Consider the following 18,043-nt stretch of genomic DNA (forward strand, 5'->3'; position numbering starts at 1 on the left):
CCGATCCGACGAGGTGTCGATACGGACTGCCTGCAGTATGCGTTGCAGCGTGTGTCAGCGAAACGGCGCGGGCAGTCGACCTCGGTGGCGAGCGCATGGTGGTGGCCCGGCAGCAGATGCCGCAACAGGTCGGTTACGATGCCGCTCCCTTCCTTGCAGCGGTGCGGCACGTGCCGCACGCCGCACACAGAGCTGTCAGCCGTGCCCCACTACTCCGGCCCCCTACTCGTTCTCGCCGATGCCCAAGCCCTGCTTGCCGCGCGCGGCAGTGGTCTGACTCACTGGACCGGCTCGCTCGACCTGGGCCGCAGTACCGACACTGCCCAGCTCGATGCACAGACCTGGCAATGGCGCGGCCGCGGTTATCCCTATCCGGGCAAACTCAAGGAGCGCACGCTGTACTTCTGGGATGGCGAGGATTTCGCGCCGATCTCGCGCTACAGCGGCGCATTGATCAAGCTGGTGCCCACCGAATGGGGCGCGCCCACGTTCGAGATCGATGGCATCAAGATGCTGCCGTCCGCGCAGCTGTCCCCGTTTGAGGATGCGCGGCGCAAGGTGGCGTTGGTGGATCCGCGCGGCAAGATCGTGCTGGACACCTGCGGCGGCCTGGGCTACTTCGCCGCCTGCTGCCTGGAGGCCGGGGTCGCGCAGCTGTTCTCGTTCGAAAAGAATGCCGACGTGCTGTGGCTGCGCACGCTCAACCCGTGGTCGCCGGATCCGCAGGGCGCCGCTGCCGGCGGGCGTTTGCAGCTGACCCATGCCGATATCGCGCAGCACATCGCCACGCTGGCCGACGATTCGGTCGATGCCATCCTGCATGACCCGCCCCGCTTCGGCATTGCGGGCGAGCTGTATTCGCAGGTTTTCTACGGTCAGCTGGCACGCGTGTTGCGCCGAGGCGGGCGGCTGTTTCATTACACCGGCGCGCCGAACAAGCTCACCAGTGGGCGCGATGTGCCCAACGAAGTGAGCAAGCGCCTGGCCAAGGCCGGCTTCACCACGCAACTTGCCCTGGATGGCGTGCTGGCGAGCTTGCCTGCACGGCGCTGAGTGGTGCCTCCACGCCATTGACGCTGGCGATACGGCCCGCGCGATCATCGCGTGGCGAATGCAAGACAGCGTGCACTCGCGGCACGCATGCGCACTGCATGATCACGCGAGGCCGGCATGACGGTTACCGCGGCGGTTGCAGCGTGCCGCCGGCGGGATCTGCGATACTGCCGCGCCCTCGACACGGACGTTGCATGCGCGCCTATTTGATCATTGCCCTGCTGGTCTGGCTATTGCCGGTCACTGCGACACCAACACACGCGCAGACTGCATCGGCAAGCGCAGCATCGCAGCCGATGTCGGAAGTGACCACGCGCTATCCGGTGACCACCGCAACGGTGGGCGGGCGTGTGATCCGCCTGGGCGAACACCAGGGCAAGTGCGCGGTGTCGCGCGACGGCGACATCGTGGTACTGAGCATCGGTGCACCTTGCTACTTCAGCACCGATCGCCAACATGCCGCGCAGGTCCATCGCTTCCATGGCAGCGACGTCGTGCTGGTACAGCACGCGCATCCAACGTCGCGACCAGACTGGGATGTGGCCGTCTACGGGCCCATCTGCGCCTTCGAAGCGCAGGCGGTACGCGAGATCGGCGGCGTGCTGGAACCCGGCGGTGTCGCCGGTTCCTGGCATTGCGACCCGACCGCGGGGGCCGACCAGAAGCAGTTCGTCTACAGCTACGACACCTGGCCCAGGCACGGTGCGCGGCGACCTTCGCGCAAGCAAAAAGCGCATTGATGGATGCGCGAGCGCCGCGAGGCCGATGCGAATCCGGCCTGCTTTTGGTCAGCGCTGTTTGCCCGACACGCCGTTTGCGCCGCGCACCAGCATTTGCACGCTGCAGACGATTGCCTGCCGCCGCGCCTTAACCGCTGGGTGTCGGATGGCAGCGACGTCGCATGATCGGTGGCCACGCACACGCCGGGTCATGCAGCACGAAGACTGCAATCGCCGCCAACCGTGCCATCACCGCACGTGGCGGCGCGCGCGCCAACTTGCATATGCAAACCCGCCGACGATCAGCAACGGTACGCAGCTCAGCAGTGCATCCCAGCCAACGGCAATCCAGAAGCGATGCGGGTCGCTGTCGACCAGAAAGATCCGTGCCGGCCGGCCACGAATAACGCTGACATAGCGCCCTTCGAAGACTGCCTCACCCAATAGCCAAAAACGTCCGCAACATGCGATCACCGCGATACCAACCACGCCGCGCACGAGCCAGTCAATCAGGCGTGAACTCTTGCGTTCAGAGGCCGGCGGCGGTGATGGACGAGGTGTTTTCAAGCCTGAATTTCTATCCACATGGCAGCGAAGTTTACGCGCCCCCCACTCAGAGCGACCAACCAATGCGAAGTCGTCAGGTGGGCTTGGCCGTCATTCGTCACCGGCTGCGGCGCTCTTGCACTGCTGTTTTCGCCAGGCACAGGATTCCAATGCAGGACCTGCGTCAGTCGGGGATGCGGCGCCGAGTCGCAGCCCGCACACCACTGGCGTGCACGCGCGTTCGCTACCGGCGCAATCGTCAGCTACCCAGGCCGAAGATCAGGCTGCGATGCGTTGCAACGCCGGCCATCGCGCCGCTGGCTGCCGCCAACACCACCGATGCGGCCGGGTTTACGATATCGCCACAGGCAAATACGCCCGGCACCGTCGTTGCCTGCATGGCGTCCACAGCGAGAAGGCGACCGAAAGGCCCCTCGCTGGTGGCACATCCAAGCTGCCTCACCAACGGGCTGATCTCGGTCTGGGTGGTGATGAACACCCCGTCCAACGCGAACCTCTGGCCGTCGTGCAGCACCAGCTCCAGCGCATCGCCCTCGCCTTGCAGCGCCGCCACTGCGCCGGTCACCACATGCACCGCGCGCGTCTCCAGTTGCGCCCGCTGGGATTCGTCCGGCACCAGCGTGTCGTTCAAGAACAGCCAAGTAGGGCCCCAATCCGGCAGCATGGCGGCTTGATGCGCAGCAAGCGCAGAGGTCGCGATCACACCGATGCGCCCCTGCTGCAGTTCGTAGCCATGGCAATACGGACACACGAACACCTGCCTGCCCCAACGTTCGGCCAGACCGGCCAGCGCAGGGAGACGATCGACCACCCCCATGGCCAGAATCAGCCGGCGGGTGGCATGCACGCTGCCATCGGCAAAGACGACCTCGAACGCATCCGCCTGCCCGCGGACCTGGACGACCTCGCCATCAGCCCACTGCACGCTGGAATACGACAGCACCTGCGCACGCGCCTCATCGGCGATGCGCGCGGGCGATGCGCCATCGCGGCCCAGCAAGCCATGCGAGGTTTCGGCAAAACGATTGCGCCGCCGGCCGCTGTCCACCAGCAAGACGCGGCGTCGCGCCCGCGCCAACTGCAAGGCGGCTGACAGCCCTGCATAACTGCCGCCAACGATGATCACCTCGTGCTGCATGGTCGCTCCTGGGTGCCGCCACCGATTAATGTATCTTTCGATGTTACATTAATCGACGGCGGAGACACCACGGGTATCGCGCCGCGCATCCAGTGACGTGATTCAGCGCTGCCGCGTGCGCTTGCCCGCCGCGTTGCCGCCAGATGGCGCCCTCGCGCTGCACAAGGCATCGAACTCGCTCGCCAGTGCGGCAAGCGTCACCGTGCCCAGGCGCTGCAACAGCAGCGCTTCGGCGTGGGCCAGCACATCGGCGATTGCCGCATTGACCACACGCTCCACCCCACATTGCGGATTCGGGTGATCGGCACCGATCGCGAACAGGTGCGGGCCGCCAACCGCGCGATGCACATCCAGCAGCGTCACCTGCGCAAGATCGCAGCCGATCTGCCAACCGCCGTTGTGCCCGCGGCTGGATTGCACATAGCCGGCACTGCGCAGCCCGGCCATGGTCCGGCGCACCACCACCGCATTGGTCGACAGCATGCTGGCGATCTGCTCGGAGGTCATCGGCTGCGGGCTTCTGGCCATGTGGAGCAACACGTGCAACATGCGGGAAAGGCGGCTATCGGTGCGCATGCGGTCCTGGGTCGTTCGATCGGTTCACGGCAACCAGCGGTCGCCATCGGCCGGCAGATTGTGCCGCAGCATCGCCTCGATGTCGCAGCGCGGGTGCGTGCACCAGGATCAGCACACCGCCCATTGATCGCGCCCAGCGGTCTTGGCGGCGTACAGCGCAAGATCGGCCTGGCTCAGCAACACATCCAGCCCGGTGTCGGCGACGATGCGCACCGCGCCCATGCAAAAGCGCACCGGTTGGTCGGGCGGCAGGCCGGCGATGTCGATCGCTGCCACCGCACTGCGCAGGCGCGTAAACACCGCGGGAATCTCCTCTTCGCCACAGCCCGGCAGCACCAGCAGGAATTCTTCGCCGCCCAGGCGGCCCAGGCGATCCTGCGCGCGCAAGGCGAGCCGGGACGCACTGGCCAGTGCCTTGAGCACCGCATCGCCGGTGGCGTGCCCATACACGTCATTGATCTGCTTGAAGTGATCCAGATCGATCAATGCCAGCATGCCCGGCGTGTGCGAGCGCAAGGCCTGCTCGATCTGCTGCTGCGCCTCGGTGCGAATGGCGCGCCGGTTGGGCAGGCCGGTGAGTTCATCGCGCATCGCCAGCCGCGACAACTGGCGGCGGTGCCGTGCGCCGAAGGCCAGCACCACCAGTGCACCGAGCAGCAACAGACAGGCCGCGCACAACGCGATCCACAGCGTCCGCTGGCCCGCTTCGCGCGCCTGCAGTGCCAGCTGCGCGGTCTCGCTGCGGCGGCGCAGCTCGGCCGTTTCGGCACCGCGACGTGCGTCTTCGTAGCGCGCCTGCAACCGCAACATCACCGTATCGCGCTGGCGGTCCAGGCTCTGCGCGCGCAGCGCGTTGGCGCGTTGCAGTTCCTGGTAGGCCTCTGCATGGCGGCCGCGGAATGCCAGCGCCTGGGCGATCGCGTCCACCAGTTGCGCACGACGGTTCAAGGTCAGGTTGGGATCGTCCGCGGCCTTGGCGGCGACGATTTCGGCGTCCAGGCCCTCAGCCTTCAACGCGATCAAGGCCTGCAGCAAGACGGCATGACACGCCGCAACGCGCCCGATATTGCCTTGCTGCTGCATCAACGGCAGGGCTTCGCGGGCCATCGTCAATGCAGAAGCGGCATCGCCGGTTTCGATCAGGGCCTCGCTGGCGCTGGTCAGCGCTGCAGCCACGCCGGCCTGGTCGCGCAGTTCGCGGCTGAGCGCCAAGGCGCGCCTGAAATGCAGCAGCGCCGCTTCGGGTTGCCTGGTTGCCAAGGCAGTGCCGAACTCGTATTCGATCAGACTGCGCTGGAAGCGCGCCGGCTGGTCGTGCAGGCGTGCGAGCGCACGCTGCAGATAGTCTTCGGTTTCGCTGTCTTCGGCGGGCCGACCACCGACGCGGCTGGCCAATGCGCCCAGTTGCGTCAACGCATCCAGCTCCAGCCCCAGGAGTTTTTCGCGCGCCGCACATTGATAGCTGGCCTGCGCCGCACTCCAGGATTCATCGCTGCTGCCGGAGGCGAGCATGCTCCACATGTCGACCGCCTCGACTTCGCACAGCAGATCGTTGCGGCCCAGCGCGCTGGCCCGTTGGCGCAGCGCTTCCAGCCGCGCCACCATGACGCGATTGGGGTTTTCGCGCACGTCGCTGAGCGCCTGCACGATATCCAGCCACAGCTGCGCCTGCGAGGTGCTGCCGTGCAGCTGGTCGAGCTTTCCGCGCGCCTGCGTCAGCGCCACCTGGCGGCGTTCGCTGTCTTCCAGCGAAATAAGCACGCGCGCCTGCGCCAGCAAGGCCCAGAACTCGGCCTCCACGTCGTGGTCGCCGCTAGCCCGCTGCAGTGCGCCCTGTGCGATCTGCAAGGCGACCACCGGGTCGTCGATGGTCGCCGCTTCGATCGTCTTCCACGGCTGCGGCTGCGCCGACACCATGCCACTGCCCAGCAGCAAGGCAAACGCAGCGAGCCCATGTCGCCACCGGACCACGCACATGCTCATCGCGTCATCATGTCGAGGACGGGCCGCAGCGTGCGCACGCCAAGCCGATGCCATCTGCGCATACGTGGCGGCTTGCTGGTTGCTGCGGCATTTCAAGCACTCCCACGGTTGGATGGCGATGGAATCCAGCGGAAATTCAGGCCAAACGGTCATTTCCCGATGTGATGCGACTGTCATGATGACCAACGCACACGACAGCGCACGTGATCGACGCGCAAACGGTCGCGTTCGTTATCGGCCCAGGCGGGCCACTCTTGAATCCGGATGACGGGAGAGCGCAGCACATCGCATGGGCGCGCAGACGGCAGCCAGACCCGCACGTCGCCTGGCTATCGCGCGATGCGCCTGAGGCACGGCGACACGCAGTCCACCCCATCTGCTCGATCGCCTGCCATCGCGATGCGACGAGACGGCAACCCCACGCGCCGGTGGGTGAAGCTCCCCCGGCGCGGCCGCGTAAACTGCCGCACGGCAGCTGCCGCCCCTCGATCTTCCGGAGACGCCGTGATCTCACACCTGCCCCGCGCGCTCACCCTGCTCGCCATCGCCTTGCTGTCGGCCTGCGCCACACAGGCCCCGCGTGCCCCGCAACGCTCGCCCGATGCGGTCAAGGCCGATATCGCGCGGCGCCTGCCGGCAACATTGCCCGACCGCGCCGGCTGGGCCAGCGATGTGTATGTGGCGCTGTCCTCGCAGGCGTTGGACACCAGCGCCGAGCACATCTGCGCAGTGCTGGCGGTGACCGAGCAGGAATCGACCTACCAGGCCAATCCGGTCGTGCCCAACCTGGGCAAGATCTCGCGTGCCGAGATCGACCGCCGCGCCAGCGCGCATCACATTCCCGGCTTCATGGTCGATGCCGCCCTGCGTCTGAGTTCGCCGGATGGGCGCAGCTATGCCACGCGCATCGCTGCCGCGCGCACCGAACAGGAACTGAGCCGCATCTTCGAAGACTTCACCGGCAGCGTGCCGCTAGGCGCGCGGCTGTTCGACGGGTTCAACCCGGTGCACACCGCCGGACCGATGCAGGTGAGCATCGCCTTCGCCGAGCAGCATGCGCAGCGCTACCCCTACCCGCCCGGCGATTCGATCCGCCACGAAGTCTTCAGCCGCCGTGGCGGGCTGTGGTTCGGTACCCAGCATCTGCTGGGCTATCCCGCCAACTACGACGCGCTGCTGTACCGCTTCGCCGATTTCAACGCCGGCTGGTACGCCAGCCGCAATGCCGCCTTCCAGGCCGCGCTGAGCAGGGCCAGCGGCATCGCGCTAGCCCTGGACGGCGACCTGCTCACGCCGGGCGCCAGCCTGGATGCGCCCGGCAGCACCGAGCGCGCCGCACGCAGCCTGGGCAGCCAGTTGGCGATGAGCGACCGGCAGCTCCGCCGCGCACTGGAGGCCGGCAACACCGCAGATTTCGCCGACTCCGACCTGTATCGCCAGGTGTTCGCGTTGGCAGAGCGCAGCGCCGGCAAGCCGCTGCCGCGTGCCGTGTTGCCCGGCATCACCCTGGAAAGCCCAAAGATCACCCGCACGCTCACCACCGCCTGGTTTGCGCAGCGGGTGAACGAACGCTGGAAGCGCTGCATGAGCAAGTAGACGAGCGGGCCGCCGCGCTGCCGGCGCTGCGCTCTGTCGCCTCATTCGGTGCTCAGGCGATTGGTCAACACATCGCCGACAACCGGGCCGTCTTCCACCTTGCCATCGCTGCCGCGTTGATACCTGATGCCGGCACGACACGCGGCAGGGTCCATCTCCCATACCCAGCCAACCAGGGCACGCCCTGTGCCTGATGGCGAGCGTAGCGGCATGTTCATGCGCAGGCCATCGTCCTGGCCGCGGTCCAGCGTGCACATGACGGTGCCGGCGCCGTCGTCTTCAGCGTCCGGGTCGATCTCGTCCACGTAGGTGACGGTGGCGATGATCGCCTCGGCATTCACCTGTTGCTGCAACACGTGTGGAAGATCGGCAAGCGGTGGCGCGGCGCGCCCGCCGGATGGCTCCGGGACGAACGCATCGGTCAACCCCACCTTGCGGAAGTAGTACTCGCTGCGTCCGAGTGTTTTCGAGCCCTCCATGGCCGTTGCCATGTCTGCCAGTTCGTCGGTGCGCAGCAGGAACATCTCCGTACCCGAGCGCATGACCAGCAGTTGTGCATCGTTGGCATCGCTACCGCTCGAATCGCGGCGCAAGCGGATGTCCAGGGTGAGGTAGCGATCGCCCATTTCGGTCTGCGTCACCTCAAAGCGCCCCGAATACGCACGCACATCGGTACGGGCATGGCTGCGATGATCGATCTTCCAGAACAGCAGGCGATATTGCCCGTCGGGTTCCAGTGACAGCATGCGATGCCAATCGATATAGGACGACAGGTACAGGCCGTGCAGGTCGCCGCTCGCCTGTGGGTGCTGGAAGATGCCCTCGAACACAGGGCGCTGCTCTGCAGGCAATGCATCGGCAACGGTCGCGGGCGCGTCGGCCACGGGTGCGGGGGCATCGACAGCGTCGCGCAGCCGGGTGTGCAGCGCCAACGCATCGACCTTGTCGACCCGCAGCATCTGCATCGAGAGCAGCAGTTGGTCGATCTGGTAGACCTCGCCCGCAGCGAGTGGGCCGCACTCCTTGCGCGCGGCGGCAAGCCGGGCCGATGGAATCAGGGAATCGCAGAACGCCGCATCGCAGAGGGACTGGTTGAAGAAGTCCTCGAGGTTCCAGCTCAGATCGCCGGTGGCTTTGGAGACCGGATCCACATAGACCACGTCTTCGTCGGTGGCAGTGAGCTTGCGGTAGTACAGCAGTGCGCCGAAGGGCGTGAGCGCGATCGGAATACGCTGTACTGCGTCAGGTGGCGAGACGATCCAGCGATCCAGCACCGGCTGCCAGTGCCGGGGGTCGATCAGCGCCAATTGCATGCGTCCATAATGCCCCAGCCCTTTTTTACGCCATAGCTCGAGCAGACTGGCAGGCAGCACTGGCGCATATGCGGCAATCAGATCCATGGCGGCAGGCTGCGTCCTGCCTGGCGGATGCGCCTTGAGGAAGCGGGACAGTGCCAAGCGGCGAAACCAGGACATCAGACGGCCTCCAGTCAACATTGCGTGCGTGCAACACCCCATATCGTGCCGCATGGCCATGCTGGGGCACGGGAGAAGCGTAGTTCATCGCGCAAGGGCACGTCGTCGGTGGCTGATCGCGCAGCGGCGCACGTGCGGGCCGTGGGTGTCTTCGCCCACGATGGCGATGGCGATGGAGATCGACCCCGCGCCGCCACGCAGCGGTGGTGCAGGGCCTGGGTGATCCGCTGGGCAACCGCTCGATTGCCGGCCCGCTTTCTCGGCCACGCGGCGTCCGTTGCGAGCCGGGTGCGGCTCGCAACGGACGCCACCACGCGGGCACGACTTCTGGCAGAGGCGCCCAGCCCACGTGGCGGGTAGCATCGGACGGTCGCGCCGACCGCATTGCGCGCTCCTTTCATCCCGGAGAATCTTCATGCCCACCACCCCGTTGCCGCTGCGGCACCTGTGCCTTGCCGTCGCCCTGGCCGCTCTGCCGGCACTTGCCGGCGCGCAAGCCCCTGCCGTCACCGAGGCCGACTACGCGCGCGCCGAACGGCTGATCAGCTATGCCGCACAGCCACTGGTGGACCACGCCCTCACCCGCATCGACTGGCTGGATGCCACGCACGTGGCGTATGTCGATCACGATGCCAAGGGCAACCGGCTGCTGCAGCTGGACACCAGCACCGGCAAGACCGCACCGCTCTTCAAACAGGCTGCGCTGGTTGCTTCGCTCAACAAGCTATTGAAGACCGGCGACAAGCCGCTCAAGGCCAACACCTTCGCACCGGTGGTCAAGGTCACCGCCGATGGTCGCTACCGCCTCAACGTGCGCGACACCGCCGTGGTCTGCGATGCGCGTGCGCGTTGCAGCAAGCTGTACGCCAAGGACAAACCGGAACCGGGCGTGCTGTCGCCGGACAAGCGCAGCGAAGCCTTCATACGCGACTGGAACCTGTGGATACGCGATCTTGCCAGCGGCCAGGAAACCCAGCTCACCCGCGATGGCGTGGAAAACTTCGGTTACGCCACCGATAACGCCGGCTGGCAGCACACCGACAATGCCATCTTGGCGTGGTCGCCGGACTCCCGCAAGATCGCCACCTTCCAGCAGGACCAGCGCAAGACCGGCGACATGTACCTGGTCAGCACCAAGCTGGGACATCCGGAACTGCAGGCGTGGAAATATCCGCTGGCCGGCGACAAGGACGTGACCATGATCGAGCGCGTCATCATCGACGTGCCCACCCGCAGCGTGCTGCGCCTGAAAACACCGCCGGATCAACATCGCTCCACGCTCTGCGACGACGTGAGTTGCTCGCCTGGCCTGTGGGACGACGTGAAGTGGGCACCGGACAGCAAGACGCTGGCATTCGCCTCCACCTCGCGCTTCCACAAGCAGACCTGGTTGCGTATCGCCGATGCCAGCACCGGCGCGGTGCGCACCGCCTTCGACGAAACCGTCAAGACCTATTACGAAAGCGGCCAGGTCGCCGCCAACTGGGCGTATCTGCCGGCCAGCAACGAGGCGGTGTGGTTCTCCGAACGCAGCGACTGGGGCCAGCTGTATCTCTACGATCTGGCCACCGGCAAACCCAAGCGCGCCATCACCACCGGCGAAGGCAACGTCACCGAATTGCTGCGCGTGGACCCGGTCACGCGCACCGCATGGTTTGTCGGCGTCGGCCGCAGCGCAGGCGTGGACCCGTACTACCAGCAGCTGTGGAAAGTCAGCCTGGATGGCGGCGATCCGGTGTTGCTCACGCCGGAACCGGCCAATCACAGCATCGCGTTGTCGCCCGACGGTGCACGTTTTGTCGACACCTATTCCACCTCGGTCACGCCGCCGGTCACGTTGCTGCGCGAAGCCGGCGACGGCCGCACCGTCAGCACGATCGCCACCGCCGATATCACCCGCCTCAAGGCGGCCGGCTGGGTACCGCCGGAACCCATCACAGTGAAGGCACGCGACGGCAAGACCACGTTGTACGGTTTGATGTTCAAACCCACCAACTTCGACCCGACGCGCAAGTACCCGGTCATCGATTACGTCTACCCCGGCCCGCAAACCGGCTCGGTGCGCGGGCGCAGCTTTCTCGCCGGCCATGGCGACAATCAATCGCTGGCCGAACTGGGCTTTATCGTCATTGCCATCGATGGCATGGGCACGCCGTGGCGCTCCAAGACCTTCCACGACACCTGGTACGCCGACATGGGCGACAACACCTTGCCCGATCAGGTCGCCGGCTTGAAGGAGCTGGGTCAACGTTATGCCTGGATCGATCTGGATCGCGTCGGCATCTGGGGCCATTCCGGCGGCGGCAACGCCTCGACCGGCGCGATGCTGCGTTATCCGGATTTCTTCAAGGTGGCCTGGTCGGAAAGCGGCAACCACGACAATCGCGGCTACGAAGACGATTGGGCCGAGAAGTATCACGGCGAGCACATCGTCAACACCGACGGTACCTCCAATTACGACGACCAGGCCAACGCCAATCACGCCAGCAAACTCAAGGGCAAGCTCATGCTGGTGCACGGTACGCTGGACGACAACGTGCCGCCGTACCTCACCTTGTTGGTGGCCGATGCCTTGATCAAGGCCAACAAGAACTTCGACATGCTGATGCTGCCCAACGCCAAGCACGGCTACGGCGATCTCACCCCGTACGTCACCCGTCGCCGCTGGGATTACTTCGTGCAGTACCTGCTCGGTGCGACCCCGCCGGCGCAGTATCAGATGCAGCCGATGCCGGCCAATTGAGCGGCGTGCAGGCGGCGCGGTGGCCGCTGCTGCGCCATGTCCGCAGCTAACGCGTCATCGCGCCAAGGTGCCGCACCACACGTGTCATCCGGGTAGACCCGGATGACACGGCGGCCACTCGCTTGGCCGTACTGCCACCCAAGTGCTTCCTCAAAAACGCCAGCACGCGCGTGTCGTACTCGCGTCGATGCGGCTCGATGAAGAACCCGTGGCCCTCGTTGGGGAAGTACAGCGATTACGCCTGCACCCTTGAGTGCGCACTCCATCCGGTGGGTGTGTTCGACCGGCGCGCTCGTCCTTGCCACCGGCCACAAGAAGCACCGGCATCTTGATCGGATTGGCCGGTGTCAGCGGCGAACGTGCTGCCAGGGCGCTGCGCGCGCCGGGCGCGCAACGGTTCAGTGCGCAACAGGTTGCCGCTGGCCCAGCAAGCCCAGACGCCGGAACCACATCTCCAGCGGCACCGTCACCAGCGGCGGCAACGCCGCCAGCAGACTCAAGGCCCATGCCCACCACGGCCAGCGCAGCCGCAGTGCGGCAATCACGCTGACCGCGACATAGAACAGGAACGCCGCGCCATGCAGGCGCCCGAACACCCAGACCACGAGCTCGGTGCTCTGCAGCCCGTACTTCAGAAACATGCCGACCAGCAATCCGGCCCAGGTCAGTCCTTCGAAAAATGCAGCCAACGCAAACAGCCGGCCGATCGGCGACAACGCAGAAGACACACGCATACAACACTCCAGACGGACAGGGATTGCCGCGACGCGATGGCGGCGGCGACGCCCGCTGGCAAGGCCAGTCTACAGTCCAACTCAACGACGCTGAGGTTAAATGGCCAGGCAAGCGCATGCGCCTTGCGACCGATGCGTGTGATACGCGCCCAGTGCCCACATGCGTTTGGCACCGCCGCCGCACATCCCGGCGATAATGCCGGCTCCGTCGTCCTCAAGCCTCGCACCATGCGCATCGCACTGCTGTTGTTCCTGCTGGTCGCCTTATTGCCCGCCACGGCGCTGGCGCTGAAGGTGCGCGATGGCGATCTGCTGTTCGTCACTGCGGCGCACACCGGCTTGAGCGGCGCCATCGACGATGCAACTGCCACCCAGGGGCAACCCAGCTTCGACCATGTCGCGCTGGTGGCGCATGCAGGCGACGTTGCGGTGGTGCTGCATGCCGACGAGCACGGTTCGCGCGAGCAGCCACTGCAGGCATTCATCGATGAGGCCACCGCCAAGCAGCGGCAGATCTTCGTGTATCGGCTCACCCCCGAACATCGTCCTGCCATCCCCGATGCCATTGCCCAGGCACGGCGCATGCTTGGCAAGCCCTACAACGACACTTACGTGCAGGACGACAACCGCTATTACTGCTCGGATTTCATCGAGCGCGCCTTCCGCGCGCATCACGTGTTCGCCCTGCAACCGATGAACTTCAAGAACCTGCAGACCGGCAAGATTTCGCCATACTGGATCGATTTCTACCGCAGCAAGGGCATGCCTGTGCCGCAGGACATGCCGGGCACCAATCCGAACGATATGGCCACGACGGCGGCGTTGACCTCGATGGGTCGGCTGAACTAAACGCCGCGTGCCGATGTCCCCAGACGATTCCGGGGTGACCCTGCAGGAGACTGCTTTGAAGAATGCGATGTTGGCAGGATTAGGGATCGCGCTGTTGGTCGGCTGCGGCAAGGCACCAGCGCCGACGCCGGCTGAAGCAGCAACGCCGCAGGCAGCGGTCGCAGTGCGCACGCCTGCCCACGCCCCGGGCAGGCAGCGTGGCGAGGGCCACCCTTATGAGCTGGCCGATACGCAGGTCTGGGACGTACCGGATCCAGTCTCGGGGCGTCGCTATCAGGTCTTCGTCGCCCTGCCACGCGCTTATGCGGAAAATCCGCAGCGGCGTTACCCGGTGCTGTACGCCACCGACGGCGACTACGCGTTTGCGCTGGTCAAACAGATCGCACGTCGCTTGAATGGCGAAGGCCCGGCCATCGAGGATTTCATCCTGGTTGGGCTGTCCTACGCCGTCGGCGAGGAACCCATGCCCAGCCGCAGGCGCGACTATACGCCGACGCCGGAAGACGGCCCTAACGCGGCGCCGGTGGCGACCCACGGCAAGAGCGCTGCCTATATCCGCTACCTGCGCGAGCAGGTCTTGCCGTTTGTGGCCAACCACTACCGAACCGACGAACAGCGGCGCCTGTATCTGGGGCATTCGTACGGCGGCCTGCTCGGCACGGACATCCTGCTCAGCAGCCCGGAGATGTTTTCTGGCTATATCCTCGGGAGCCCGTCGTACTGGTATGGCGAACATGCCATGGTGGCGCAGGAAAAGACCTTTGCAGCCACGCATCGCGATCTGCCGGCGCAGGTGTACATGTACGTCGGTGAGTACGAGCAAGTGCGTTATCACCAGACCTACGACATGGTCATCGATACCCAGAACATGGCGCGTGCGTTGCGTGCGCGTGGCTATCCGTCGTTGCATCTCACGCTTGAGGTTCTCAACGATGAGGACCACCTGAGCATCGGGCCGCGCGGCATCACCCACGGCTTGAAGGTGTTGCTCGGGAGCAAGGCTGCCGATCGGAGCGAGCGCTGACGCAAGGCATGGCCTCGGGATATTCAAGTGCCCAAGGCAATGGCATGCACCGCAGCGGTCAGCCACGGACACCACCGGTTGCTGCGCCAGCGGTTTGCGCATGGCAGCGGCCGGCATGCGAGCACAACCGATGCGTAGCGTGCACAACATCTTGCCAACTCCCACACACGCCACGCCCTAGTCTGCGCAGATCGATGACAGCGTGCCACGCGCAGGCATTCCGCCTGCGATGGTCGAGCACATGCAGAGGTGCACATGGCTTTGATCCACTCCATCCTGATGGGCGTCGTCGCCGGCATGCGGTCGATGACGCCGCTGGCGGCCGTCGCCAATGCTGCACGCACCGGCAAGCTGCCTGCCGACAATGGTGCGCCGGCACTGCTCGCCAACCCACTGGCATCGGCCGGCATGTTGGCATTGGCTGGCGGCGAGCTGGCCGGCGACAAGATGAAGACCGCGCCCGACCGCATCGTGCTGCCCGGCATGATTGCGCGCATCGCCACAGGTGTGATCGTCGGCACTGCATTGGCGCCACGCGAACAACGCGGCATCGCCGCGCTGCTCGGTGCGACGACCGCCGTTGCCGCCGCCTATCTCACCTTCAATGCACGCATGCGTGCGATCGAGCGCTATGGCCAAACCAGCACCGGCGTGGTCGAAGACGCAATCACGGTAGGCGCGGCGACGCTGATCATGCGCGATGCGGCCAAGCGATAACGCATCTCCACGGATCCATGCATGATGCTTGAAGGCCTGCCACGGGTTGTGCAGGCCGTGCTCGCATAGCGCTCCGTCGCCGCTATCAACTCAGCAAATTATGCCTGTGACAGACCGCGTAACAGACCTTGCTCACGCCGGGCGATAGATCGCACACAGCTTGTTTCCATCAGGGTCGCGCACGTACGCCAACCACGTCGGCCCCATGCTGCTCTCACGCAAACCGGGCGGTCTTTCGATGGAAATGCCGCCAGCAGCGACCGCGCTGTCATGAAAGTGCTGCACTTGCTCCGGCGAGTCGCATTTGAAGCCAACCGTTGCACCGTTACCCGGGCTGGCGGGTTCGTCGTTGATCGGCTCGCTTACACAAAAAGTGCTGCCTGCATGCCGGTAGAACAGGCGCGTGTGCCCGCTTGCTGCCTGATTGACGAACGGCGTAGGCGCACCGAAGACACCTCCTAGCACTGCATCGTAGAACGCTCGCGCACGCGCGATATCGTTCGTTCCTACCATGACATGATTGAGCATGACGTCGCCTGTTGATCGCGCGGGTGCGCAGCATACGCCACCTTACCCGCCGTGCCATGGCGACCATGCGAATCAGCCGCCACGCCCATGAGGCGCATCCAGATCCAGTAGCGGCCCCATCGGGACGATACCGGTGGGGTTGATGGTGTCGTGGCTCTGGTAGTAATGCCCCTTGATGTGCTGGAAGTTCACGGTGTCGGCAATCCCCGGCATCTGGTAGAGCTCGCGCAGGAATCCAGACAGCTGCGGGTAGTCGGCAATGCGCCGGAGATTGCATTTGAAGTGCCCCACGTACACCGCATCGAACCGCACCAGTGTGGTGAACAGGCGCCAGTCGGCTTCGGTGAGCCGGTCGCCGCAGAGATAGCGTTGTGCGCTCAGGCGCGCCTCCAGCCAGTCCAGGCTTTCGAACAACGGCAACACCGCTTCGTCATAGGCCGCCTGGGTAGTCGCAAAGCCCGCCTTGTAGACCCCGTTGTTGACGGTGTCGTAGACACGCGCGTTCACAGCATCGATCTGCTCGCGCAGCGGCTCCGGATAAAAATCACCGTCTGCAGCGCCAATCGCGTCGAAGGCGCTATTGAACATGCGGATGATGTCTGCCGACTCGTTGCTGACCACGGTCTTGCGCTCGCGGTCCCACAACACCGGCACCGTGACCCGGCCCGAGTAATGCGGGTCGGCCTTGAGATACACCTCGTACAGATATTGCGCGTGATTCTCGGTGTCGCCGACCACGCCTGGCCCATCGGCGAAGGTCCAGCCGTTTTCGCGCATCAGCCAGTGCACGATGGACACGTCGATCATCGACTCCAGCCCTTTCAGGCGCCGGAAGATCAGCGTGCGGTGCGCCCATGGGCAGGCGAGCGACACATACAGGTGATAACGCCCCGAAGCCGCCTGGAACCCGCCCTGGCCATGCGGCCCGGCGCTGCCATCGCGCGTGACCCAATTGCGAAACTGCGACTGCGAGCGCTCGAACCGCCCCTCGCTCTTGCTGGTGTCATACCACCTGTCCTGCCATTTGCCATCGACCAACAGACCCATCGTGCTTTCTCCCGCCGCAACACTCACTGGCGACCGTAGCCCAGCGATGTTGCAGGCTGCGTGAGCAGCGCGATGGTGCGCGAGCGTGGCACGCGATCACCGTGGAAGAATGCAGGCAGGCGCATCGCCCGGTGCGTGCGCCTGGCGGCCGGCAAGACGCACCTATCTTGCAATCACCGCCGTTCCCGATGGCACCATGTAGCACGCCTGCGCTTTCTTGCAGGCCTCGGCATTGAGCTCGGCGATCTGGCTGGCCAGGTACTGCTCCGGCGTCAGCCCCATGCGGTTGCGGTACGCGTTGTCGGCGTCGGCCTTGGCCTCTTGCTCCTGCTCGCGCTGCCGTTCTGCGGTGGTCGCCTCCACCAGGGTCTTGACCCGCTGTTGCTGCGCGGCGGTCAGATTCATCTGTTGCAACACATCCGGATTCGGACGTGCGCGGCCCAAGGTGATGTTCTGGATCTGGATCGGCAGGCCTTGCTCCTTGACCAAGGCACTGACGTTTTGTGTCACCGAATCGTCGATCTTCCTGGCCGTGTCCGGGTCGCTCATCATCTTGGTCATGTCGTAGCGCTTGACCTGGTCGCGCACGATGGACGCGTACTGGCTGGCCACGTTGTTCTTGAACCAATCCTGCCCAAACCTGGACAACAGCAGCGCCGGCGCAGTAATCCTGTATTGGATCTGGGTGGAGAAGTCCAACAGGATGTTGTCGCTGGAGGAAAAATCGTCGAATGCCACCTGCACGGTTTGCGGCGTCACATCCACATAGCTGGCCGACGTGGTCAGCCAGGTGTAAGTGCGCCCGGGATCGCGCACATCGTCCAGGCGGATGCCGCCCTTGCCGAAGAACAAGGGCTTATCCACCAACACGGCCTGCTGCCCCGGATCGGGCGACACAACGGTGCACGCACACAGCAAGCCGGCCAGCCCGATGGCCAGCATGGAAGTCTTCATCGATGTCCCCTTGAATGCCCGGGCGCCAATTCGCGCCGGTGTGGCGGAAGGTTACCCAAACATCCGGCCAGTCGCATCCTGCCCGCAGCTGGGGACGTTCGCCGACAGTTCGTCGCTCGGAGAGCGCCCAAGGCCGCCAGCCGAGCGCGCGGCAACAGCCTGGCTGACCCGCTCAGCCGCCCGTATTGGCGCCAGCCAACCACAATCGGCGAAAATGTCCGCCTGCCGACATCCCGCCCAGCGGCCAAGCGCAGCGGCGCCCTGCCCGCCTGCTCCTGTCATCGTCTTCGCCTGCTGGCTGCCGGCCATCGTGCCTGCGTTGCCAGCCGCCCATTCCGGA

At 65.3% G+C, this 18,043-nt stretch carries 16 protein-coding genes and 1 pseudogene; 7 read left to right on the plus strand and 10 right to left on the minus strand.

The features are described from left to right. The first annotated feature begins 138 nt into the window (after nt 1–138). Together AC1POX_RS18915 and AC1POX_RS18920 are read left to right on the plus strand one after the other, a co-directional pair. A complete protein-coding gene (locus AC1POX_RS18915) occupies nt 139–1,053 on the plus strand; it encodes a class I SAM-dependent methyltransferase (protein WP_277569666.1) in 915 nt (304 codons plus the stop codon). 194 nt (nt 1,054–1,247) lie between these two features. Further along, on the plus strand, nt 1,248–1,793 hold the full coding sequence (locus tag AC1POX_RS18920) for a hypothetical protein (protein ID WP_218504850.1): 546 nt from the start codon (nt 1,248–1,250) through the stop codon (nt 1,791–1,793). Between the two features lie 228 nt (nt 1,794–2,021). On the opposite strand, the gene AC1POX_RS18925 is transcribed toward AC1POX_RS18920, so the two are convergent. The 4 genes from AC1POX_RS18925 to AC1POX_RS18940 all read right to left on the minus strand — a co-directional run bounded on the left by AC1POX_RS18925 (nt 2,022) and on the right by AC1POX_RS18940 (nt 6,036). After that, complete coding sequence (locus tag AC1POX_RS18925; protein WP_029818569.1) at nt 2,022–2,216, minus strand: hypothetical protein; 195 nt, start codon at nt 2,214–2,216, stop codon at nt 2,022–2,024. Nucleotides 2,217–2,577: 361 nt separating this feature from the next. Then, complete coding sequence (locus tag AC1POX_RS18930) at nt 2,578–3,477, minus strand: NAD(P)/FAD-dependent oxidoreductase (protein WP_031420904.1); 900 nt, start codon at nt 3,475–3,477, stop codon at nt 2,578–2,580. A gap of 102 nt (nt 3,478–3,579) precedes the next feature. After that, on the minus strand, nt 3,580–4,053 hold the full coding sequence (locus tag AC1POX_RS18935) for an Rrf2 family transcriptional regulator (protein ID WP_372356476.1): 474 nt from the start codon (nt 4,051–4,053) through the stop codon (nt 3,580–3,582). 108 nt (nt 4,054–4,161) lie between these two features. Then, nucleotides 4,162–6,036 (minus strand): GGDEF domain-containing protein, encoded by a 1,875-nt coding sequence (locus tag AC1POX_RS18940; protein ID WP_057681186.1) that lies wholly within the window; start codon nt 6,034–6,036, stop codon nt 4,162–4,164. A 504-nt stretch (nt 6,037–6,540) separates the two neighbouring features. Between AC1POX_RS18940 and AC1POX_RS18945 the strand changes: the two genes are divergently transcribed. Further along, the gene (locus AC1POX_RS18945; protein WP_014089274.1) at nt 6,541–7,632 is read left to right on the plus strand and encodes a DUF1615 domain-containing protein; all 1,092 of its coding nucleotides are present in this window, start codon (nt 6,541–6,543) and stop codon (nt 7,630–7,632) included. A gap of 41 nt (nt 7,633–7,673) precedes the next feature. On the opposite strand, the gene AC1POX_RS18950 is transcribed toward AC1POX_RS18945, so the two are convergent. Next, on the minus strand, nt 7,674–9,107 hold the full coding sequence (locus AC1POX_RS18950; protein WP_372356477.1) for a GAD-like domain-containing protein: 1,434 nt from the start codon (nt 9,105–9,107) through the stop codon (nt 7,674–7,676). Between the two features lie 415 nt (nt 9,108–9,522). On the opposite strand from AC1POX_RS18950, the gene AC1POX_RS18955 reads away from it, so the two are divergent. Further along, entirely contained in the window at nt 9,523–11,850 is a 2,328-nt protein-coding gene (locus AC1POX_RS18955; protein ID WP_372356478.1) for a S9 family peptidase, read from the plus strand. A 46-nt stretch (nt 11,851–11,896) separates the two neighbouring features. Here the strand turns inward: AC1POX_RS18955 and AC1POX_RS18960 are convergent. Continuing rightward, a pseudogene (locus AC1POX_RS18960) lies at nt 11,897–12,201 on the minus strand (alpha/beta hydrolase family protein). A 47-nt stretch (nt 12,202–12,248) separates the two neighbouring features. Continuing rightward, entirely contained in the window at nt 12,249–12,584 is a 336-nt protein-coding gene (locus tag AC1POX_RS18965; RefSeq protein ID WP_184420498.1) for a DUF3817 domain-containing protein, read from the minus strand. Between the two features lie 228 nt (nt 12,585–12,812). On the opposite strand from AC1POX_RS18965, the gene AC1POX_RS18970 reads away from it, so the two are divergent. The 3 genes from AC1POX_RS18970 (at nt 12,813) to AC1POX_RS18980 (ending at nt 15,174) form a co-directional block, all read left to right on the plus strand. Continuing rightward, complete coding sequence (locus AC1POX_RS18970) at nt 12,813–13,433, plus strand: YiiX/YebB-like N1pC/P60 family cysteine hydrolase (protein ID WP_136733520.1); 621 nt, start codon at nt 12,813–12,815, stop codon at nt 13,431–13,433. 85 nt (nt 13,434–13,518) lie between these two features. Continuing rightward, nucleotides 13,519–14,457 (plus strand): alpha/beta hydrolase, encoded by a 939-nt coding sequence (locus AC1POX_RS18975; protein WP_372357192.1) that lies wholly within the window; start codon nt 13,519–13,521, stop codon nt 14,455–14,457. 255 nt (nt 14,458–14,712) lie between these two features. Further along, on the plus strand, nt 14,713–15,174 hold the full coding sequence (locus AC1POX_RS18980; RefSeq protein ID WP_014089269.1) for a membrane protein: 462 nt from the start codon (nt 14,713–14,715) through the stop codon (nt 15,172–15,174). Nucleotides 15,175–15,306: 132 nt separating this feature from the next. On the opposite strand, the gene AC1POX_RS18985 is transcribed toward AC1POX_RS18980, so the two are convergent. From AC1POX_RS18985 to AC1POX_RS18995, 3 genes are all read right to left on the minus strand, one after another. After that, nucleotides 15,307–15,702 (minus strand): VOC family protein, encoded by a 396-nt coding sequence (locus AC1POX_RS18985; protein WP_372168591.1) that lies wholly within the window; start codon nt 15,700–15,702, stop codon nt 15,307–15,309. 72 nt (nt 15,703–15,774) lie between these two features. Beyond that, nucleotides 15,775–16,749 (minus strand): glutathione S-transferase family protein, encoded by a 975-nt coding sequence (locus AC1POX_RS18990; protein ID WP_372356479.1) that lies wholly within the window; start codon nt 16,747–16,749, stop codon nt 15,775–15,777. Nucleotides 16,750–16,911: 162 nt separating this feature from the next. Further along, on the minus strand, nt 16,912–17,691 hold the full coding sequence (locus AC1POX_RS18995; RefSeq protein WP_014089266.1) for an SPFH domain-containing protein: 780 nt from the start codon (nt 17,689–17,691) through the stop codon (nt 16,912–16,914). Nucleotides 17,692–18,043: the final 352 nt, after the last annotated feature.

The organism is Xanthomonas sp. NCPPB 3442, from assembly GCF_056725145.1.